Origin of the sequence: Escherichia sp. TW09308, from assembly GCF_000208565.1 — a bacterium.
GTDB classification, from domain to species: domain Bacteria; phylum Pseudomonadota; class Gammaproteobacteria; order Enterobacterales; family Enterobacteriaceae; genus Escherichia; species Escherichia marmotae.
Genome location: NZ_AEME01000001.1, coordinates 3957567 through 3976759 on the forward strand (window position 1 = coordinate 3957567; position 19193 = coordinate 3976759).

Annotated in this window: 20 protein-coding genes and 3 pseudogenes; 13 read left to right on the top strand and 10 right to left on the bottom strand. The window is 45.2% G+C overall.

Features of this window, described 5'->3' with window-relative positions; genetic code table 11:
• Window positions 1–237: a helix-turn-helix domain-containing protein gene (locus ESM_RS0119020; RefSeq protein WP_000987080.1), complete on the bottom strand. Its 237-nt coding sequence runs from the start codon at window positions 235–237 to the stop codon at window positions 1–3.
• Between the two features lie 140 nt (window positions 238–377).
• Here ESM_RS0119020 and ESM_RS0119025 point away from each other — a divergent pair, with 140 nt between their 5' ends.
• The gene (locus tag ESM_RS0119025) at window positions 378–965 is read left to right on the top strand and encodes a helix-turn-helix domain-containing protein (RefSeq protein ID WP_001017013.1); all 588 of its coding nucleotides are present in this window, start codon (window positions 378–380) and stop codon (window positions 963–965) included.
• A 244-nt stretch (window positions 966–1209) separates the two neighbouring features.
• Here the strand turns inward: ESM_RS0119025 and ESM_RS01000000125340 are convergent.
• Together ESM_RS01000000125340 and ESM_RS0119040 are read right to left on the bottom strand one after the other, a co-directional pair.
• Window positions 1210–1725: pseudogene (locus ESM_RS01000000125340) on the bottom strand (HAD hydrolase family protein); the annotation flags it as partial.
• Window positions 1725–2933: an MFS transporter gene (locus tag ESM_RS0119040; protein WP_010379705.1), complete on the bottom strand. Its 1209-nt coding sequence runs from the start codon at window positions 2931–2933 to the stop codon at window positions 1725–1727. The pseudogene ESM_RS01000000125340 and the gene ESM_RS0119040, both read right to left, overlap by 1 nt.
• Window positions 2934–3017: 84 nt before the next feature.
• Between ESM_RS0119040 and ESM_RS0119045 the strand changes: the two genes are divergently transcribed.
• On the top strand, window positions 3018–3620 hold the full coding sequence (locus tag ESM_RS0119045) for a TetR/AcrR family transcriptional regulator (protein ID WP_001250442.1): 603 nt from the start codon (window positions 3018–3020) through the stop codon (window positions 3618–3620).
• A gap of 173 nt (window positions 3621–3793) precedes the next feature.
• Here ESM_RS0119045 and ESM_RS0119050 read toward each other — a convergent pair whose 3' ends face one another.
• The 4 genes from ESM_RS0119050 to ESM_RS0119060 all read right to left on the bottom strand — a co-directional run bounded on the left by ESM_RS0119050 (window position 3794) and on the right by ESM_RS0119060 (window position 6869).
• Window positions 3794–4777 carry a DUF4917 family protein gene (locus ESM_RS0119050; protein WP_024257701.1) on the bottom strand — a complete coding sequence of 328 codons (984 nt, stop codon included), beginning with the start codon at window positions 4775–4777 and terminating at the stop codon, window positions 3794–3796.
• Between the two features lie 107 nt (window positions 4778–4884).
• A complete protein-coding gene (locus tag ESM_RS1000000129435; protein ID WP_010379706.1) occupies window positions 4885–5904 on the bottom strand; it encodes a phage integrase in 1020 nt (339 codons plus the stop codon).
• A gap of 188 nt (window positions 5905–6092) precedes the next feature.
• The gene (locus ESM_RS1000000127170; RefSeq protein ID WP_001513672.1) at window positions 6093–6284 is read right to left on the bottom strand and encodes a hypothetical protein; all 192 of its coding nucleotides are present in this window, start codon (window positions 6282–6284) and stop codon (window positions 6093–6095) included.
• A gap of 15 nt (window positions 6285–6299) precedes the next feature.
• Entirely contained in the window at window positions 6300–6869 is a 570-nt protein-coding gene (locus ESM_RS0119060; RefSeq protein WP_001047316.1) for a phage repressor protein CI, read from the bottom strand.
• A 125-nt stretch (window positions 6870–6994) separates the two neighbouring features.
• On the opposite strand from ESM_RS0119060, the gene ESM_RS0119065 reads away from it, so the two are divergent.
• The 10 genes and pseudogenes from ESM_RS0119065 to ESM_RS01000000125345 all read left to right on the top strand — a co-directional run bounded on the left by ESM_RS0119065 (window position 6995) and on the right by ESM_RS01000000125345 (window position 12652).
• A complete protein-coding gene (locus ESM_RS0119065) occupies window positions 6995–7216 on the top strand; it encodes a hypothetical protein (RefSeq protein WP_001260024.1) in 222 nt (73 codons plus the stop codon).
• A gap of 32 nt (window positions 7217–7248) precedes the next feature.
• Window positions 7249–7758, top strand: a complete 510-nt coding sequence (locus ESM_RS0119070; RefSeq protein ID WP_000460893.1) for a phage regulatory CII family protein — start codon at window positions 7249–7251, stop codon at window positions 7756–7758.
• A gap of 7 nt (window positions 7759–7765) precedes the next feature.
• Window positions 7766–7966 (top strand): phage filamentation protein Fil family protein, encoded by a 201-nt coding sequence (locus tag ESM_RS1000000127175; protein WP_000956180.1) that lies wholly within the window; start codon window positions 7766–7768, stop codon window positions 7964–7966.
• Window positions 7930–8271: a DUF5347 domain-containing protein gene (locus tag ESM_RS0119075; RefSeq protein WP_000963473.1), complete on the top strand. Its 342-nt coding sequence runs from the start codon at window positions 7930–7932 to the stop codon at window positions 8269–8271. Before ESM_RS1000000127175 ends, ESM_RS0119075 begins: the two co-directional genes overlap by 37 nt.
• Before the next feature lie 67 nt (window positions 8272–8338).
• Window positions 8339–8572, top strand: coding sequence for a DUF2732 family protein (locus ESM_RS0119080; protein WP_001244162.1), 234 nt, complete (start codon window positions 8339–8341; stop codon window positions 8570–8572).
• On the top strand, window positions 8572–8799 hold the full coding sequence (locus ESM_RS0119085) for a TraR/DksA family transcriptional regulator (RefSeq protein WP_000752613.1): 228 nt from the start codon (window positions 8572–8574) through the stop codon (window positions 8797–8799). Before ESM_RS0119080 ends, ESM_RS0119085 begins: the two co-directional genes overlap by 1 nt.
• On the top strand, window positions 8796–9653 hold the full coding sequence (locus tag ESM_RS0119090; RefSeq protein ID WP_000104173.1) for a DNA adenine methylase: 858 nt from the start codon (window positions 8796–8798) through the stop codon (window positions 9651–9653). The genes ESM_RS0119085 and ESM_RS0119090 overlap by 4 nt, the downstream gene beginning before the upstream one ends.
• Window positions 9650–12064, top strand: coding sequence for a replication endonuclease (locus ESM_RS0119095; RefSeq protein WP_000017615.1), 2415 nt, complete (start codon window positions 9650–9652; stop codon window positions 12062–12064). The genes ESM_RS0119090 and ESM_RS0119095 overlap by 4 nt, the downstream gene beginning before the upstream one ends.
• Before the next feature lie 153 nt (window positions 12065–12217).
• A pseudogene (locus ESM_RS1000000127180) lies at window positions 12218–12407 on the top strand (hypothetical protein).
• A gap of 10 nt (window positions 12408–12417) precedes the next feature.
• A pseudogene (locus ESM_RS01000000125345) lies at window positions 12418–12652 on the top strand (DinI-like family protein).
• Window positions 12653–12827: 175 nt separating this feature from the next.
• Here the strand turns inward: ESM_RS01000000125345 and ESM_RS0119105 are convergent.
• Entirely contained in the window at window positions 12828–13886 is a 1059-nt protein-coding gene (locus tag ESM_RS0119105; protein WP_000883169.1) for a hypothetical protein, read from the bottom strand.
• 652 nt (window positions 13887–14538) lie between these two features.
• Here ESM_RS0119105 and ESM_RS0119110 point away from each other — a divergent pair.
• Complete coding sequence (locus ESM_RS0119110; RefSeq protein ID WP_000169432.1) at window positions 14539–16299, top strand: retron Ec67 family RNA-directed DNA polymerase/endonuclease; 1761 nt, start codon at window positions 14539–14541, stop codon at window positions 16297–16299.
• Between the two features lie 41 nt (window positions 16300–16340).
• Here ESM_RS0119110 and ESM_RS0119115 read toward each other — a convergent pair whose 3' ends face one another.
• Entirely contained in the window at window positions 16341–17366 is a 1026-nt protein-coding gene (locus tag ESM_RS0119115) for a phage portal protein (protein WP_000520383.1), read from the bottom strand.
• On the bottom strand, window positions 17366–19132 hold the full coding sequence (locus ESM_RS0119120; RefSeq protein WP_001098421.1) for a terminase ATPase subunit family protein: 1767 nt from the start codon (window positions 19130–19132) through the stop codon (window positions 17366–17368). Before ESM_RS0119120 ends, ESM_RS0119115 begins: the two co-directional genes overlap by 1 nt.
• Between the last annotated feature and the right edge of the window lie 61 nt (window positions 19133–19193).

Here is a 19193-nt window from a genome sequence, read left to right on the forward strand (position 1 = left end):
TTACGCCACCTTACGAACGTAGCGGCTGGGCCAGATCTCCTCCGGAGCCACACCGATAGCATCAGCAATAATGCGCTCATACTTAGGGCATTTGCGGTACAAGGCATTCTTTAAAGAATCCTTGTTTAAACCTGCTTCAACTGATAGTGAACGCAAAGTAAAGCCTTTCACATGCACCGCAGCGACAACATGTGCCGGGTGCCAGTCCTGTTTTACAACTTCATTTATAGACATCATTCGTTTATCCTTAAAAGTTATCTGCGCGGATAACACCGCCGGATAATCTCTACAGATAAATATTTGATCACTACAAAAGAAAAGTAAAGGGCTTTAATCTCTTTCTTTGGTGATTTTTATCTACATAAGGATAAATACTTATGAATCATACAGTTAAGAGAAAAGAAAAAAACGATAAAAAAGAAAGTGATTTTTCTTTTCCAGCATTTCAAAAAGAAAGCATCAAGGAACGACTGGCAAAGTTAATGCGTGGTCGGTCTAAAACCGCAGTTGCGAAAGCGTGGGGGCTTCCATTCTCTACACTTAATAACTATTTTGAGAAAGATGCGATACCATCTCTACAAGTAGCTAGCCAGATAGCTTTTGCAGAAGGAGTAAGTATTGATTGGCTTGTTTTTGGTAAGGTAGAGGCAGAGTCGTTACATCCTCAAACAGATAACAACGCCCAGAACCAACCACTCGATATCACACAACAACGCCTCCTGGCTATTCTGAGTGCCCTGGAATCACCGGAGGCTGAGCGGTTGTCCAAACTCCTGGCACTAAATGGAGCCAAATACTTGTCGCGCTTACTGGAACCTGAGAACCAAGAGTTGATCCAATTAGAAGGGCGAAAACGAGCAGCGGCACTACTTCTAGATAATCTATCTGATGATAGAGTTAGAGAGATTTTGGCAGAAATTGAAGCTAGTAATCTCTCGCACAGTTTAAAAGCGAAGGCAGGTTGACTTCATTGGCCTGCCTTTAGAGCTTCTTTAAAATCAAATTTAGAGCCAATACTGATGTTTTGAAGGGCTTTCAAACTATCGAAAGGTACGGCGCGCCTATCTTGAATATGTTGTCGATTGTGGCGCATTGAACTTTTTTTGATGCCTCCTATCTTGAATCTAATAGACATCTAACTTATTGAATCCCATCAAATCCCGCCTTTTCTAATCTCTTCCCGGTTATCTTGAATAAATTACCTAGTCATATATCGCCAATAGAATCATGTAACTCTTTTTGCACTTGCGGAATCAGTTCGTCAGAGAGATTTAACCCAAACTTGAAGAAGATATCGTCGATATTGTCAAAGTTATCGACATATTCCAGGCGATGATAGTACATCTCCGCCACGGCCTTCATTTCGGCGTCATACTTTTTCAGGGTATAGGCGCTATTTTTTCCACAGGCAATAATTTCCACCTCCGGGCGCGTCAGTAAATGCTCCACAATAGTGGAAAATGCGTCCTTCGACAGTTCGCCATTAAAAACATCTTTGCCTTCGTTCACCACCCAGCCGCCGTTTTCCGCCACAAAGGCAATTTCATTGGCAATTTCGGGAAAGAACGAAATTAACTGATAATATTGATTTCCACTGGCGACCACAAAGCGAATACCTTGTGCTTTCATCTGCTGATACTGGGCCATAAACCGCTCACGGTTATAGGTTTTTTGATCGCTTAAGAAAGTACCGTCCATATCTACCGCAATTAATTTAATGCCCATCAACTATTCTCCATCGCAGTTTGCGTTTTTGTATCGGGTTTGGCGACGGCTTTAGCGACAATAGCCGCAAGAATAACCAGCGCCAGCACAACCAGCATTGCACTACGTAATCCATAATGTTCTCCGAGATAGCCCAGCAGTGGCGGCCCGACGAGGAATGCCAGATAACCCGTCGTTGCCACTACGCTGACACGGGTCGGCGCATCGGGGCCGGTATCGCTGGCGGCAGAAATGGTTAGTGGGAAGCCCAGAGAAGCGCCCAATCCCCAAAGCACAACAGACACCCCAGCGACCCATGCGCTATCGACAAAAATAATTAGTCCGATACCCAACGCACCCATCAAGGCACTGGCACGTACTACGGCAACGCGGCTGTAACGGTCGATGAACCAGCCACCGGTGAAGCGTCCAACGGTCATCCCCAATGTGAAACCGGCATAAATCAGTGAGCCTGACGTTGGACTAAAACCGTGGCCATCAACCATTAATAAGGGTAACCAATCGTTGGCAGAGCCTTCTGCAAAAGCCATTGCCAGTACTACGACACCAATCAACAGCAACTGGATGTCACGGTAAAAAGGCACACCTTTTTCGTCATGCTGCGAGCCATCGGCAGCGTTTTTGCCCGTACCACCAGGGATTGCCTTAATAGCAATATAAATAGGTGCGATGCCCGCCAGTGCCGCCAACAAAATATGTACAGTTGCCGGAACACCAAAGGCTGTCAACGCCATCCCGACACCAGCGCCTGCCAGCGTGCCCAGGCTATAAAAGCCGTGCATCATAGGCAAAACCGTTTTATTCATTTCTCGCTCAACGGCTGCGCCTTCAACGTTTATCGCCACTTCAGCGGAACCAAAACTGGCTCCAAAGACACCAAGACCAACGGCAAAGAGGACGGGGGATGTCAGCCAGAGCGCCAGACTTAATATCATCATCCCGATCAAAGCGCAGGACATAGTGACCAGAATGACATTACGCGTCCCAAAGCGTTTCACTAACCACGCCGAGCAGAGGATACCGCTCATCGAACCTATCGACAGGCCAAAGAGTACACCGCCCATTTCAGCGATAGAGACAGAGAGAATATCCCGAATTGCTGGCGTGCGGGTGGCCCAGGAAGCCATTAGCAGTCCTGGCAAAAAGAAGAACATAAACAACGCCCAGGTACGGCGTTTCAAGGCATTACGTGAAGAATTTACTGTCATAGATCACGTCAAAAAAAGAAGAGGGAAGACAACCTTAGCAAGGTTGTGTACATTTGTACACAATTGCAGAGAGAGGGTAAAAATATGCGCCGCGCTAATGATCCCCAACGGCGAGAAAAAATCATTCAGGCCACGCTGGAGGCAGTGAAACTTTACGGGATACATGCCGTTACGCACCGTAAAATCGCTACCCTCGCCGGAGTGCCGTTAGGATCAATGACCTACTATTTTTCAGGAATTGATGAGTTGTTGCTGGAAGCGTTTAGCCGTTTTACGCAGACGATGTCGCGGCAATATCAGGCTTTTTTTGATGATGTCAATGACGCCCCCAGCGCCTGCCAGGCCATAACAGACATGATCTACAGCTCGCAGGTCGCAACGCCGGATAACATGGAACTGATGTACCAGCTCTACGCATTGGCCAGCCGAAAACCGCTATTAAAAACGGTGATGCAAAACTGGATGCAGCGTAGTCAGCAAACGCTTGAACAATGGTTTGAACCGGAAACTGCCCGGGCGCTGGATGCTTTTATTGAAGGGATGAGTCTGCATTTTGTCACCGACCGTAAGCCGCTATCGCATGAGGAGATTTTGAGGATGGTGGAGCGAGTGGCAGGGCTGGAGATAAATTTCAGGCAACAAAAAAACCATTTATGTAAACGGGTTAATGAAAACAATAAGTTATAGTAAAAACAATAAGTTGGGTTGGTGGTCAGTGGTGGTTATTACGGGGTAATGCCAACCGCTGCCGCCACTTTGTCGCCACTTCAACTCATTAGGATCTATCTACTGTATTGGTAATATCGAATGTTAGGGTTTAAAATTTCATACTGTTATTATTTTGTATGTTATATTGGTTTTTATATTTCTCCCCAAATAGGGGTAGTTTCTGCTATAAAAAAATCAACACTACATCCTTCTTTTGACAAAAATCGCTGAGCATTTGCTTTGGCTTTTTTGTTGTTTTCATCATTTTCATTGCCATAAATACTGACAAATACTTTAGTTACTTTACTTTCTCGAATTTGATCAAATATATGCCTATCGTTCTCATCCATTGAATGTCCATATATAAATAATGTTCCTTTCAACTTACGTAGGGCACTGTAGCAGAAATTTAAATATGGATTGTGGAGAATTCTTTCTTTTTTCTTTTCACTTGTTGGCTCGGAAACAAAAAGAGGGAAAGCGCCTTCGTCTAAATTCATCTGAACCTGTTCGATAATAGTATTACCATTATCGCCATTTGCATGTTTCTTTATTGACGAGCCTTGCTCATACAAATGTAGAGCACCATGCAAGAAAAATACATTTTGATCAGTGTTATAGCGTTGCCATGTTCTCCCACTCCTAAAGCCATCATCTGTATCAAAGGTTAAAGGATCAAGGTTTTTTTTATTTCTAGCCCAATACATTAATAAATCATAGTTAAGTGTGAACAATCTTTCAAAATTAGATAAGAAAGACCTTGCGAAAGAAAATTGTCTATCTGATATTTGATGAGGATATGTCGGATGAGAATTAGAAATTGCATTTATTAGTGCCGTTTTCAGGGCTTCTTGATGTTCATTAATTAGGTTTATCATTTCACAATGAGGATCATAGTGTTTAATGATTCTATTTGCTGATGAAAGTTTATCCATTACTGACTCAAAATCAAATGTATTAAGCTCTTGAAACAGTTTTCTTATTAAATCGTCATGATCGCCAAAGTTGGCATTATCGAGAATACTTCTATAATTAAATATTTGTGGAGACCACGCTTGTGAAAAACCATTTCCCATCAGTAATGATGGTTTTTCCTCTTGTGGTAAGGAAGAGAGGGCTTGTGCAAATGTGTGCATAAATTATACTCATTTGTTACGTATCGATGGCCTGATTCTATTTTAGCTTTATAAAATATAAAAGTGACTTCATCACATTATGAGCAAGGCGGCTTTTTTGGTTGATGCTAAGCATTATTCATTGTAGCAAGTGGATTAAATCTAAGTGCCGTTTCAAGATGATCTGGGGCCAAGTGAGCATAACGCATAGTCATTTTTATATCGTGGTGTCCGAGAATTTTTTGTAAGGCCAGGATGTTTCCACCCGACATCATGAAGTGTGCTGCAAACGTATGGCGCAGAACGTGTGTCAGTTGACCGCGAGGGAGCACGATAGACGTTTTTTCCATCACGGATAAAAATTGAAAATAGCAGTCTGTGAAGAAATTGAACCCATCAAGCGCCATGATCTCTTCGTAAAGCTCTTTACTGATAGGGATGCTTCTGTTTTTCTTCCCCTTCGTTCTTACAAAGGTAATTCGGTATTTGGTCACTTGCGAGCGGGTAAGATTTATTGCTTCTCGCCAGCGTGCGCCTGTGCTTAGGCATATCTTGACTACCAGTGCCAGAATTGGGTCCTGACGTTTGCAATCAGCCAGCAGTTCAACAATCTGCTCATGGGTAAGCCATGCCATCTCTTTTTCTGCGATGGTGAATTTTCGCATGTTCTCCAGTGGGTTCGGATACGACCATTCGCCCAGGCGGGATAGTTCGCTAAAAACACTACTTAGATAGCTTTGCTCCAGGTTAATGGTGACCGGGCTTGCTCCTTTCTTCCATTTCTCGCTGAAGTAGATCTCACCTGTCAGGCGTTTATCTCGATAGTGGGCAAACATTTTAGAGGTTAGATCAGTTGCAAGGGGATTGCCCAGAGCGTCAACCATCAGCAGCAATTTGTCATAGACATGCTGCCCAGCAGTCAGTGATTTACCATGTAGTTTGAACCATAGCTCAACCACGTCTTTCAGTGTTCGACGATCCACTGATTCACCTAGCCAGGGCTTTGCTTCGGTTTCTTCCATCGTGTGACGCTCAAAAGCCAGTGCTTCGCCTTTGGTGGCGAATTGTTTACGCACACGACGCCCACTACGTCCGGCGGGGTAACATTCGCAAAGCCATTTTCCTGTGGTGAGTTTTCGTACAGCCATAAAAAATGCCCTCCAATAGAGAGCATTTTTACTGTATGTATAACCAGTGTCAATGTATGAAATCCTGCGACCATACATCTCACTGAAGCCATAATGAAGTAGGCTATTCTTTTTGCTATGTGAGCATGTAACTTTTGCGGTTAACCTGTGGCTCATTTTTATTTTAGGCGCAGATATAAAAGCAAAAGTTATCGTGAGTTTTTAGTACAGATTTTTTTGGATTTACTAATAGTTCCATCATTGCAAACGAATTTGCCATCAGAGGTACAGTGAGAAACACCTCCCTTTTTCCCTGAGCAGGGATAATTTCTAGCATAGGTAGCTAGTGGGTTTAATAACAAAGAACATGACAAAACCACAAAAAATACCTTACCAAGCATAATTTCCTCCCGGTACTATTTAACATACTTGACTGTTAAACTTATAATTTTACCAATTATTTCAATGTCTTCTATCTTGCATTCGAAGGCTCTGTTTCCACCCTCGACGAAGATTCTTCCACCGGGTAAACGAGTAATGTCACGGATCGTTATTTTGCCATCAATACTTATTACCCATTTACCATCACGTATATCATCAAATTCCTTATCACAAATAAATTCAGAATTATTATCTGTGATTACAAAAAGATTCTTGAATGCCGACGGTAGAAATTCTCTATCGAAAATATAAAAACCGTCTTCACACAAGGCCCCATCAGATAATACATATTTAGCAACTTCCATAGTATTTGTATTACCTGAAGTTTGCTTTGAACCATGCCCGGTTGTGAGCCAATTAAGCGAGGCGCCTGTTTCAAGGGCGCACTGGATTACCCATTCTGCTGGGAATGAGTCACGCATGTAGCGTGTGGCGAGTGTACTTTTAGAGATTCCTAAATGATCGCACAACGCCTGTCGAGTCTTGAATCCATAAGCTTCTACCATGCGCTCTATAGCGCCTCGTCCGCCTTTCTCCAAATTCATGGTCACTCCAAGTGAACTTTTATCTTGACGATTTCACCGTGCGATCGTATGTTTATGGTGTTCACAAAATACAAACGATCCGTATTCGTCCTGATTAATCATCATTAAACGAGGAATGTTGCATCATGAGAACTAACATTTCAATCACTCTTACCACGCCTCATGTGACTATTGAACGCTATAGCGAGCTGACAGGGCTATCCATCGATACCATCAATGACATGTTGGCTGATGGACGCCTTATCCGTCACCGTCTGCGCAAAGATAAAAAACGCGAAAAAGTGATGATCAACATAGCAGCAATGACCGTTGATGCGCTTTCAGAATGCAATCTAAACCTTAATTAGTTCGATTCTGAAATACATCAGAGGCATTGACCATGTTTGATTACCAAGTTTCCAAACATCCACATTTTGATGAAGCCTGTCGTGCATTCGCATTGCGCCACAACCTGGTGCAACTGGCAGAACGTGCTGGCATGAATGTGCAGATTCTGCGGAACAAGCTGAACCCAGCTCAACCTCATTTATTAACCGCACCAGAAATCTGGCTGCTTACCGATCTGACTGAAGATTCAACGCTGGTAGATGGTTTTCTGGCTCAGATTCACTGCCTGCCATGCGTACCGATTAATGAGGTTGCAAAAGAGAAACTGCCGCATTACGTCATGAGCGCAACTGCAGAGATCGGACGTGTTGCAGCAGGTGCGGTATCTGGTGATGTAAAAACTAGTGCCGGTCGTCGTGATGCTATCAGCAGCATTAACTCTGTAACACGACTGATGGCGCTGGCTGCTGTTTCATTGCAGGCCCGTTTACAGGCTAATCCTGCGATGGCGAGTGCAGTTGATACCGTGACTGGCCTCGGTGCTTCATTCGGTTTGCTGTGAGGTGCTTATGCTGACGAAAGAACCATCATTTGCATCGCTGCTGGTAAAACAAAGCCCGGCAATGCACTACGGTCACGGCTGGATCATGGGTGAGGATGGTAAACGCTGGCATCCGTGCCGTTCACAAGATGAATTGCTGGCAGAACTATCTACGAAAAAACGGGGGAACAAATGGCTATTGAAGGCGCTGCGGCTACTGTTCCATTAAGCCCCGGTGAACGCCTGAATGGACTTAATCACATAGCGGAATTAAGGGCGAAAGTTTTTGGCCTGAATATTGAGTCAGAGCTTGAGCGGTTTATTAAAGATATGCGTGATCCACGGGATATCAATAACGAACAAAATAAACGAGCACTGGCAGCCATATTCTTTATGGCAAAAATTCCGGCTGAACGTCATAGCATCAGCATCAATGAGCTGACCACTGACGAAAAGCGGGAGTTGATTAAAGCAATGAATCATTTTCGTGCAGTGGTGAGCTTATTTCCCAGACGGCTAACCATGCCGAATTAACCAACTAATGAAATTAATGGCGTAAACCCGCCGGGCATCCCTTTATCTAAATTCAGGAGAATTGATTATGCGTAATATTGAAATCCTCACGACTAAAACCGGACCGGATGATGCAGGGCTTAATATTTTACTGACAGAGGCTCGTCTGGAAGAACGCCGGGCAAGGGCTGAAGCAATGGCAGCTCGCCTTGATAGCCTGGCGTGTCATATCTCATCCCGTCAGCTAAACCACGTGGAAGCGGCAGAACTGCTGCGTGTGGCTGCTGAAGCAATCCAGAACGAAGCGCAGGAGATCCACTAATGGCTGATGCAATGGATCTCGTACAGCAGCGCGTTGAAGAAGAACGCCAGCGCCATATCCGTGCTGCCCGTGCCAAAACACCGGGCGTGTCTCGCGTGCTTTGCATTGAGTGTGAAGCGCCAATTCCGCCAGCACGCCGCCGTGCCATTCCGGGTGTGCAGCTTTGCATTACCTGCCAGGAAATTGCAGAGCTGAAAGGCAAACATTACAACGGAGGTGCTGTATGAGCACCATTCTGAAATGGGCGGGTAATAAAACCGCCATTATGTCCGAACTGAAAAAATACCTTCCTGCTGGCCCGCGACTGGTTGAACCTTTCGCGGGTTCTTGTGCTGTGATGATAGAGACGGATTACCCCAGCTATCTTGTTGCGGATATTAATCCTGATTTAATCAACCTCTATAAAAAGGTTGCTGCTGATTGCGAGGCGTTTATATCTCGTGCCAGAGCTTTATTTGAGGAAGCAAACAGTGAGCTGGCTTATTACAACATAAGGCAGGAGTTTAATTACTCAACTGAAATTACTGATTTCATGAAAGCGGTATATTTCCTGTATCTCAATCGTCACGGTTACCGTGGGTTATGTCGCTATAACAAGAGCGGGTATTTCAACATTCCCTACGGTAATTATAAAAATCCGTATTTCCCTGAAAAAGAAATTCGCGCATTTGCAGAGAAAGCCCAGCGATCAACGTTTATCTGCGCCAGCTTTGATGAAACGCTGGCGATGCTGCAGGTGGGGGATGTGGTGTATTGCGATCCGCCTTATGACGGTACGTTTTCCGGTTATCACACTGACGGCTTCACTGAAGATGACCAGTATCACCTGGCATCCGTTCTTGAACATCGGTCATCAGAAGGACATCCCGTCATTGTTTCTAACAGTGACACATCCCTGATCCGTTCGCTGTATCGCAATTTTACTCACCACTACATCAAGGCAAAACGCAGCATCAGTGTGGCAGCTGGTGATAGTAAATCTGCAACAGAAATCATTGCTGTTTCCGGGGCGCGCTGCTGGGTGGGATTTGATCCTTCGCGTGGCGTAGATAGTTCTGCTGTGTACGAGGTGCGTGTATGAGTCATGACGATATGAGCAACTCTAGCGGCTTTAACGAGGCCGCTGCATCATTTTCATGGAACGGCCCGAAAAAGGCCATTAACCCTTATCTGGACCCGGCGGAAGTTGCGCCGGAGTCTGCACTTTCAAACCTGATCACTCTGTATGTTGCCGATAACGAGCAGGAACAACTGCGCCGCGAGGCACTGAGTGAGCAGGTCTGGGAGCGTTATTTCTTTAATGAATCCCGTGATCCTGTCCAGCGCGAAATGGAGCAGGATAAGCTCATTAGCCGGGCAAAGCTGGCGCATGAGCAGCAGCGTTTTAATCCAGACATGGTCATTCTGGCTGACGTCAACGCCCAGCCTTCCCATATCAGCAAGCCGCTGATGCAACGTATTGAATACTTCAGCAGCTTGGGCAGGCCAAAGGCTTATTCCCGCTATTTGCGTGAGACGATTAAGCCATGTCTGGAACGACTGGAGCATGTACGCGACAGTCAGCTATCCACTTCTTTTCGCTTTATGGCAAGCCATGAAGGGCTGGACGGCCTGCTGATCCTGCCTGAAATGAGTCAGGATCAGGTGAAACGCCTGTCTACCCTTGTCGCTGCGCATATGAGCATGTGTCTTGATGCCGCTTGTGGTGATTTGTACGCCACCGATGATGTTAAGCCAGAAGAAATCCGCAAGACATGGGAAAAGGTGGCAGCGGAAACCCTACGTTTGGATGTCATCCCGCCTGCGTTTGAGCAACTCCGTCGGAAAAGAAACCGCCGTAAACCAGTGCCCTATGAACTCATTCCGGGCTCGCTGGCGCGTATGCTGTGCGCCGACTGGTGGTATCGGAAATTGTGGAAGATGCGTTGCGAATGGCGGGAAGAGCAGTTGCGTGCTGTCTGCCTGGTCAGCAAAAAAGCATCTCCCTATGTCAGCTATGAAGCTGTGATGCATAAACGTGAGCAGCGCCGTAAGTCGCTGGAGTTTTTCCGTTCTCATGAACTGGTGAACGAAGACGGAGACGCGCTGGATATGGAAGATGTGGTAAACGCCAGCTGCAGCAACCCGGCGCATCGCCGCAATGAGATGATGGCCTGTGTTAAAGGTCTGGAGCTTATCGCGGAAATGCGCGGTGACTGCGCCGTTTTCTACACCATTACCTGTCCGTCACGTTTCCATTCCACGCTCAATAACGGCAGACCCAACCCGACCTGGAAAAACGCGACGGTAAGACAAAGCAGCGATTATCTGGTCGGTATGTTTGCTGCATTTCGTAAGGCGATGCACAAAGCCGGGTTGCGCTGGTATGGCGTGCGGGTGGCTGAGCCGCATCACGACGGCACAGTTCACTGGCACCTGTTGTGTTTCATGCGCAAAAAAGACCGCCGCGCCATTACTGCATTGTTGCGTAAGTTTGCTATCCGTGAAGACCGCGAGGAGCTGGGCAATAACACGGGGCCGCGCTTTAAGTCTGAGCTGATTAACCCGCGCAAAGGAACGCCGACAAGCTACATAGCGAAATACATCAGTAAGAACATTGACGGGCGTGGTCTGGCTGGCGAGATCAGCAAGGAAACGGGTAAATCTCTTCGTGATAACGCTGAATACGTGAATGCCTGGGCGTCTTTGCATCGTGTTCAGCAATTCCGCTTCTTTGGTATTCCGGGGCGTCAGGCTTACCGTGAACTGCGATTGCTGGCTGGTCAGGCGGCAAGGCAGCAGGGTGACAAAAAAGCAGGTGTGCCGGTACTGGATAACCCGCGCCTTGATGCCATTCTGGCTGCTGCTGATGCTGGTTGTTTTGCCACCTATATCATGAAGCAGGGAGGTGTACTGGTTCCCCGTAAATATCACCTCATCAGAACCGCTTATGAAATTAACGAAGAGCCGACCGCCTATGGCGATCACGGTATTCGTATTTATGGCATCTGGTCACCCATTGCAGAGGGCAAGATCTGCACTCATGCAGTGAAGTGGAAAATGGTTCGTAAGGCCGTTGACGTTCAGGAGGCGGCAGCCGACCAGGGCGCTTGTGCCCCTTGGACTCGTGGCAATAACTGTCCCCTTGCTGAAAATTTGTACCAACAGGAGAAAGATAAATCAGCTGATGGGGACACCAGAACAGACATTACCCGCATGGATGACAAGGAGTTGCACGATTACCTGCACAGTATGAGCAAAAAAGAGCTCCGGGAACTGGCAGCAAGGTTACGCCTGGTTAAGCCGAAACGGCGTAAAGACTACAAACAGCGAATTACAGATCATCAGCGACAGCAGCTCGTCTATGAACTGAAGTCCAGAGGATTTGATGGCAGCGAGAAAGAGGTCGATTTACTCCTTCGCGGTGGCAGTATTCCGTCAGGAACAGGCCTGCGTATCTTCTATCGGAACCAGCGTTTGCAGGAAGATGATAAGTGGCGGAACCTGTATTAATTACGCGGGTTAACAATTCGTGCTCTTAATAATACCAGGCATATCAGGCTGATGAACGTAAAAAAACGTTTTACATCAGTAAGATTATTATATACTGTAAATATAAACAGTGGATATGCATACAGTATTGCTTGTGGTGTCATAGGAGGAAAAATGCAGGACTATTTTTTGGAGTCTTTGAAGCTCCAGCGCATTGATTTTTTTTCTTAAGCTTGTAGCGGCTAGTGAGTGTAGTGATGAAGAGAAGGGGCTGGCTTTGCAGTGGGTTTCTGAATTGACTGATGAACTCATGGCAAAAATCAGAACCCACGAATACAACCGCTCAATGGATGTCATCAGTTGAGGTGACTTTTATGCGCATTGAAATAATGATCGATAAAGAGCAGAAGATTAGCCAGTCTATCCTGGACGCCCTTGAATCCGAGCTTTACCGCAATTTGCGCCCCCTGTATCCAAAAACGGTAATTCGTATCCGCAAAGGTAGCTCTAACGGTGTGGAACTGACCGGACTGCAACTGGACGAAAGAAAGGAAGCAAGTGATGAAAATTATGCAGAAGGTGTGGGAAGACGATAGCTGGCTGCATTAAGAAACGTTGCCCCCAGTAGGGTTCATTCTGATGGGGGCTAGTTTGAGCAACGAGTGAAACGAGGCGTTAGGTGGGAGGCCATTTTGATAAGTTATCACCCACTTTATACCAATAACAGAACTGCGTAATAACTATTTACCTCGGGGGGGAGATGTGAGCCATACAAATTTCAGTATTAATTTTCAATTCCCTCCATTTTACAATGAGTTTTTTCCCAGAACTGTAATACAACAGGACTAGCCCACTCTGGCATCAGTGCGTTATTTAAAAAACTGAAAACATCATGAGACGCATCAGCATTTTTTCTAAGGAATTTCCAGCCTTTTCTAGTATTTATCTCAACAATACCTAACCCACCATCATCAAACATATGCATCTTGAATTCAGGATTGTTTACACCTAGAGATTTTATTTCTTTTATGTATGGACTATCTTCATCCATAAATATTTTCTCTATGTGCTTAGCACAATGATATATTTTATTTCGATAAGTTGATACGCTCACAGCGGTACGCGCTGTTGTTATTCCCATTCCTAATGGGGCATATGCTTTTCCATCCATCACTACGGGCAGATTTATTCCATTTTTTCTTAAGTTTGCAATATCTGAATCTGTAGTTGGATGAATACAAGCTAAGCCTGAAATACCTTTCATTTCAAATATTTCTGCTGCTTCTGGCCAGTTGCGTATGAATGTTTCTACCAAATCTCTTTGAGAAAAAAGATTTGGTTCTATGTTTTTATCATGATGTTTTATATCAATAAAAAGCACAGCGTTTGAGTACACCTTCAGGAATAATACCCACTCAGCACGATCTGAGTATTTTTTACTTGAACTTACTGGATTTAATGGCAGATGGAGGTGATGAATCCCCCAATCAGCCCATAGGTTATCCGTTCTTTTCGTCGCCTTTTTACCGCTTGTGTCATTGAATAATGTTAATGTTTTACTCTGATAAGGATTTACATCACCACCAGTAGTAAACAACATCTCGATTCTCTGCAATCCAACCCTTGCGCCATCGTGAATATTTTCAGGAAATCGATCTGATTTTAAAATTATTCGTTTTTGTGGAACAATGTAGCGTAAAAGAAAATCACACCACCTCAGTAGAGGATCGTGAAGATTTGAGTGCCCGGATTCATCATATAATAACCCAAATGCTTGAATTCCCTTCTCTGAAATTTCGTCAATATCTTTGATTAGATTAATATTTTTTCGTGCGTCCAACATACTAACTCCGTTTAAATATAATTTTTTAGTATTTCAGTTAATTAATATCTATACGCCGTTATAGCTGAATTTTCCGGTGATTTCAGGGCACATTAACCAATTTAGATAATACTATAGTAATGGTTGGGCTGATTTTTCAAGAACAAAAGTAATTTTCAAGCTTTGTAACATGTTGATTTTCCACTTTTCGCTCAAGCGAGCTTTCATCTTTGCAAGCCCATATGTTCGTTTTTCAAGCGATTATTCAGATACGTTAACTTCCCATGGCAGTGCATGACTATGCTGCATGAAATCGCATGATCGATCGAGGATCGTCTATGCTTAGACCAGCCAGAAATGGCGGGCTTTTGCTCATGTCATGCAGCTGCATGAAAACCACTGCATAAAGTGGGCAGGCGTGGCGGGGATACGAGGGCGCGCTATCACGTAAAATAGGCAAAATACTTCTGGAAAACAGAAAGTTGAAGTGATATGTTCATAAACACGCATGTAGGCAGATTTGTTGGTTGTGAATCGCAACCAGTGGCCTTAATGGCAGGAGGAATCGCCTCCCTAAAATCCTTGATTCAGAGCTATACGGCAGGTGTGCTGTGCGAAGGAGTGCCTGCATGCGTTTCTCCTTGGCCTTTTTTTCCTCTGGGATGAAGAAGAAATGACAAAAACATCTAAACTTGACGCACTTAGGGCTGCTACTTCACGTGAAGACTTGGCTAAAATTTTAGATGTTAAGTTGGTATTTTTAACTAACGTTCTATATAGAATCGGCTCGGATAATCAATACACTCAATTTACAATACCGAAGAAAGGAAAAGGGGTAAGGACTATTTCTGCACCTACAGACCGGTTGAAGGACATCCAACGAAGAATATGTGACTTACTTTCTGATTGTAGAGATGAGATCTTTGCTATAAGGAAAATTAGTAACAACTATTCCTTTGGTTTTGAGAGGGGAAAATCAATAATCCTAAATGCTTATAAGCATAGAGGCAAACAAATAATATTAAATATAGATCTTAAGGATTTTTTTGAAAGCTTTAATTTCGGACGAGTTAGAGGATATTTTCTTTCCAATCAGGATTTTTTATTAAATCCTGTGGTGGCAACGACACTTGCAAAAGCTGCATGCTATAATGGAACCCTCCCCCAGGGAAGTCCATGTTCTCCTATTATCTCAAATCTAATTTGCAATATTATGGATATGAGATTAGCTAAACTGGCTAAAAAATATGGATGTACTTATAGCAGATATGCTGATGATATAACAATTTCTACAAATAAAAATACATTTCCGTTAGAAATGGCTACTGTGCAACCTGAAGGGGTTGTTTTGGGAAAAGTTTTGGTAAAAGAAATAGAAAACTCTGGATTCGAAATAAATGATTCAAAGACTAGGCTTACGTATAAGACATCAAGGCAAGAAGTAACGGGACTTACAGTTAACAGAATCGTTAATATTGATAGATGTTATTATAAAAAAACTCGGGCGTTGGCACATGCTTTGTATCGTACAGGTGAATATAAAGTGCCAGATGAAAATGGTGTTTTAGTTTCAGGAGGTCTGGATAAACTTGAGGGGATGTTTGGTTTTATTGATCAAGTTGATAAGTTTAACAATATAAAGAAAAAACTGAACAAGCAACCTGATAGATATGTATTGACTAATGCGACTTTGCATGGTTTTAAATTAAAGTTGAATGCGCGAGAAAAAGCATATAGTAAATTTATTTACTATAAATTTTTTCATGGCAACACCTGTCCTACGATAATTACAGAAGGGAAGACTGATCGGATATATTTGAAGGCTGCTTTGCATTCTTTGGAGACATCATATCCTGAGTTGTTTAGAGAAAAAACAGATAGTAAAAAGAAAGAAATAAATCTTAATATATTTAAATCTAATGAAAAGACCAAATATTTTTTAGATCTTTCTGGGGGAACTGCAGATCTGAAAAAATTTGTAGAGCGTTATAAAAATAATTATGCTTCTTATTATGGTTCTGTTCCAAAACAGCCAGTGATTATGGTTCTTGATAATGATACAGGTCCAAGCGATTTACTTAATTTTCTGCGCAATAAAGTTAAAAGCTGCCCAGACGATGTAACTGAAATGAGAAAGATGAAATATATTCATGTTTTCTATAATTTATATATAGTTCTCACACCATTGAGTCCTTCCGGCGAACAAACTTCAATGGAGGATCTTTTCCCTAAAGATATTTTAGATATCAAGATTGATGGTAAGAAATTCAACAAAAATAATGATGGAGACTCAAAAACGGAATATGGGAAGCATATTTTTTCCATGAGGGTTGTTAGAGATAAAAAGCGGAAAATAGATTTTAAGGCATTTTGTTGTATTTTTGATGCTATAAAAGATATAAAGGAACATTATAAATTAATGTTAAATAGCTAATGAACAGCCCTAACGTTATGAACGCTAAGGCTGATTTTTCGTTAAAATTTATATGGTTTGAATTGTAATATATTATCTTCAAGCCATTTATTTAATTCCTGCATCCTTTTCTGTAAGGGTATTAATTCGTTCCTCACAAACACTAAACTCGCTTTTTCCACATCCCCAAACCCCCCGACATTATTTGGCATAATCCCCATCATTTGCGGCGGCACACGATGTGCTGCCATCATGTCATCCCGACTCACGTTCTTGATATTCAAAAACTCATCCTTCGCTGCGACCTCTGACAACGGGATAATCTGAAGTCCGTCCTTTTTGCCGTTAGGCGAGTACATAAACAGATTGCGGAAGTTGCCAGGGCCTTTGGCGCTTTTCATCGCATTGCGGAGGTTGTTCACATCCTCCTGGTTCTGCGCTGCATCGGTCATGTACATGATGAAGCCTGCATGACTGCCGTTAATGTAATACTTGCGGCGGAACAGCGTGGCGGACTCGTTGAGCAGAGCTGACGGAATGGCAGAAAGATAACCGGGCAGGCCGTAGATCTCCTGGTTGATGTCCGGTTCCATCAGATGAAAAATGTTGCCTTTCGTGAACTGATACGGCTGCGTAGTCATGCCGTATTGCACAAACCAGTAGGTATCCAGGTCTAACCCGCGTCGGGTGTATTTTGCCAGTGCAGGCTCAAGGGCGATAACTTCACCGAAGCGGTTCGTGCGTTTCTCCAGGTAGGCGTTACCAAAAACCAGATAGTCCTGTACAAAACGCGAAAAAGCCTGCTGGCTGAGCAGCGGGTGAGGGATGTAGGTGCTGGTCAGAATGTTGCACTTCACTGCAATCGGTGAGCTGTGATGCACGGCGGCGCGGAAGGTTCGCGCCAGTCCGTCGAAACTCACAGGCGGCTCATACCAACGATCCATCTGTACGCATTCCACATAGTCCAGCAGTTCGCGGCGGTCCAGAACAGGAACGGGATCACCGAAGCTGAATGCTTCGGCTGAAGTCTGGCTTTTATGCTGGCTCTGTTTCGTCGACGCAGCGCGGTTCTTCTTACTCTTTCCCATCAAAAAATCTCCACAATATTGCTGGTATTGGCGGACTCGCCCTGCAGCGGTTCGTTAAACAGTGCGTGCATTGTTGCCCAGGCCAGATCGGCATGGCTGGCTTCTTCGCTGCGGCTGGCTTCATAGGTCGGGCGGTTGCCACTGGCAGTGGTAGCGCGACGGATTGCCATAAATGACTGCGCAATGTCGGTGTGCCCGGCGTCAAACTCCAGACGGCGGTGGCTGATAATGTCGTAGGCCTTGAGTACCAGGGCGTTTTTAACGTTGGGGTTATAGACAAACTCCCTGACGGCAGGAAAAAACGCTTTCACGTTCTCGTAAACCCCGTGACCGACGCCGGTCGAGTCGATACCGATATAGGTCACGTTATACTGTTCGGTCAGTTTTTTGATGGCGTCAGCCTGGGCGCGGAAGTCCATCCCGCGCCACTGGTGACGCTCAAGAATGCGGAACTTACCACCCGGCACGGCTGGCGGAGCCACCACCACGCATCCGGCACTGTCGCCGTTCTGCGTACCTTTTGCCGGGTCATAACCGATCCACACTTCGTGCCAGCCAAACGGGCGCAGGGCCAGTGCATGAAAGTCGGTCCAGACTTCCCAGCTGTCCACCATGCACGCCTGCAGTTCGCTGAGCGGGAACACGGACGCGAGATCGTCCACGAACTCGCACATCAGCAGGTTCTGGTATTCGTCCGGGCTGTACTCCATGCGCAGCTGGTCGAGGTCGAACAGGTTACAGCCGCCGCGCACCGCATCTTCCACGGTGACTATCTGGCGGTATTGCCCGTCTGCGCACAGCAGGCCGGGGGCCAGATTGTTGTGGGACAGGTCGATGTCCACCTTATCGGCTTTGTTGCGCCCACGGTTAAACAGAGCACCGGACCAGAACGGATAAGCACTGTGTGTCAGGCTGGATGGCGTGGAAAAATAGGTTTGTCGCCATTTCTTGTGAATAGCCATCCCGGAAGCCACTTTGCGCAGCTCCTGGAATTTCGGTATCCAGAAATATTCATCCAGATACAGGTTGCCGTGATAACTCTGGGCCGTGCGGGCATTGGTGCCGAGGAAGTAAAGAGTGGCTCCGTTAGGAAGCACCATCGGATCGCCTTTTAGCTCCACCTCGACTTCTTTGGCGAAGTCGATGATGTATTGTTTAAAGACGTGGGCCTGAGCCTTACTGGCAGAAAGGAAAATCTGGTTACGTCCGGTAAGCAGGGCGTCAATCAGGGCTTCACGGGCAAAATAGAAGGTCGCGCCGATCTGGCGAGACTTCAGCAGGTTGCGGATGCGGTTGGTTTTTCCGGCTTCCCACCAGTGGCGCTGGTAGTTGAACATGGAGGAATGGAAGATTTCTTCCAGCTTCTCAATCTGCTCATCGGTGAAAACATTCTTTTCCGGCTGACGGCGTGGGCCTTTATTGCGGTTGGCGACGTTAGGGTTTAAGTCGGCTTCGTTGCCGCCATTGTTAAACTTGCCGATCCGCGCGTGGCGCTCAGACTGGCGCGCCAGCAGGTCAATCTCTTTGAAATCTTTCCCTTCTTTGTGCTCCTTCATGATGAGCTGGCAGTAGCGTGCGGCGGTGGTGAGCTGCATCTGATCCAGCGGCCCATAGTCACCCCACTTGTCGCGTTTTTTCCAGCTGTGAACGGTTGCAACTTTCTCGCCCAGCATTTCAGCAATGCGGGCTACGCGGTATCCCTGAAAGTACAGCAGCATGGCCTGCCGACGGGGATCGAGATCTGCGGGTGTCAGTGTGGTGTTCATGGCACAAACCTACAGCCTTGAATGAAGGCTTTCCCCGCCTGCGGTTTGTGTGGTTGTCGGT

What these genes read in the sequence shown, in the direction of transcription:
- ESM_RS0119020 (WP_000987080.1), bottom strand. Translation starts at nt 237, where the DNA reads ATGATGTCTATAAATGAAGTTGTAAAACAGGACTGGCACCCGGCACAT.
- ESM_RS0119025 (WP_001017013.1), top strand. Translation starts at nt 378, where the DNA reads ATGAATCATACAGTTAAGAGAAAAGAAAAAAACGATAAAAAAGAAAGT.
- ESM_RS0119040 (WP_010379705.1), bottom strand. Translation starts at nt 2,933, where the DNA reads ATGACAGTAAATTCTTCACGTAATGCCTTGAAACGCCGTACCTGGGCG.
- ESM_RS0119045 (WP_001250442.1), top strand. Translation starts at nt 3,018, where the DNA reads ATGCGCCGCGCTAATGATCCCCAACGGCGAGAAAAAATCATTCAGGCC.
- ESM_RS0119050 (WP_024257701.1), bottom strand. Translation starts at nt 4,777, where the DNA reads ATGCACACATTTGCACAAGCCCTCTCTTCCTTACCACAAGAGGAAAAA.
- ESM_RS1000000129435 (WP_010379706.1), bottom strand. Translation starts at nt 5,904, where the DNA reads ATGGCTGTACGAAAACTCACCACAGGAAAATGGCTTTGCGAATGTTAC.
- ESM_RS1000000127170 (WP_001513672.1), bottom strand. Translation starts at nt 6,284, where the DNA reads ATGCTTGGTAAGGTATTTTTTGTGGTTTTGTCATGTTCTTTGTTATTA.
- ESM_RS0119060 (WP_001047316.1), bottom strand. Translation starts at nt 6,869, where the DNA reads ATGAATTTGGAGAAAGGCGGACGAGGCGCTATAGAGCGCATGGTAGAA.
- ESM_RS0119065 (WP_001260024.1), top strand. Translation starts at nt 6,995, where the DNA reads ATGAGAACTAACATTTCAATCACTCTTACCACGCCTCATGTGACTATT.
- ESM_RS0119070 (WP_000460893.1), top strand. Translation starts at nt 7,249, where the DNA reads ATGTTTGATTACCAAGTTTCCAAACATCCACATTTTGATGAAGCCTGT.
- ESM_RS1000000127175 (WP_000956180.1), top strand. Translation starts at nt 7,766, where the DNA reads ATGCTGACGAAAGAACCATCATTTGCATCGCTGCTGGTAAAACAAAGC.
- ESM_RS0119075 (WP_000963473.1), top strand. Translation starts at nt 7,930, where the DNA reads ATGGCTATTGAAGGCGCTGCGGCTACTGTTCCATTAAGCCCCGGTGAA.
- ESM_RS0119080 (WP_001244162.1), top strand. Translation starts at nt 8,339, where the DNA reads ATGCGTAATATTGAAATCCTCACGACTAAAACCGGACCGGATGATGCA.
- ESM_RS0119085 (WP_000752613.1), top strand. Translation starts at nt 8,572, where the DNA reads ATGGCTGATGCAATGGATCTCGTACAGCAGCGCGTTGAAGAAGAACGC.
- ESM_RS0119090 (WP_000104173.1), top strand. Translation starts at nt 8,796, where the DNA reads ATGAGCACCATTCTGAAATGGGCGGGTAATAAAACCGCCATTATGTCC.
- ESM_RS0119095 (WP_000017615.1), top strand. Translation starts at nt 9,650, where the DNA reads ATGAGTCATGACGATATGAGCAACTCTAGCGGCTTTAACGAGGCCGCT.
- ESM_RS0119105 (WP_000883169.1), bottom strand. Translation starts at nt 13,886, where the DNA reads ATGTTGGACGCACGAAAAAATATTAATCTAATCAAAGATATTGACGAA.
- ESM_RS0119110 (WP_000169432.1), top strand. Translation starts at nt 14,539, where the DNA reads ATGACAAAAACATCTAAACTTGACGCACTTAGGGCTGCTACTTCACGT.
- ESM_RS0119115 (WP_000520383.1), bottom strand. Translation starts at nt 17,366, where the DNA reads ATGGGAAAGAGTAAGAAGAACCGCGCTGCGTCGACGAAACAGAGCCAG.
- ESM_RS0119120 (WP_001098421.1), bottom strand. Translation starts at nt 19,132, where the DNA reads ATGAACACCACACTGACACCCGCAGATCTCGATCCCCGTCGGCAGGCC.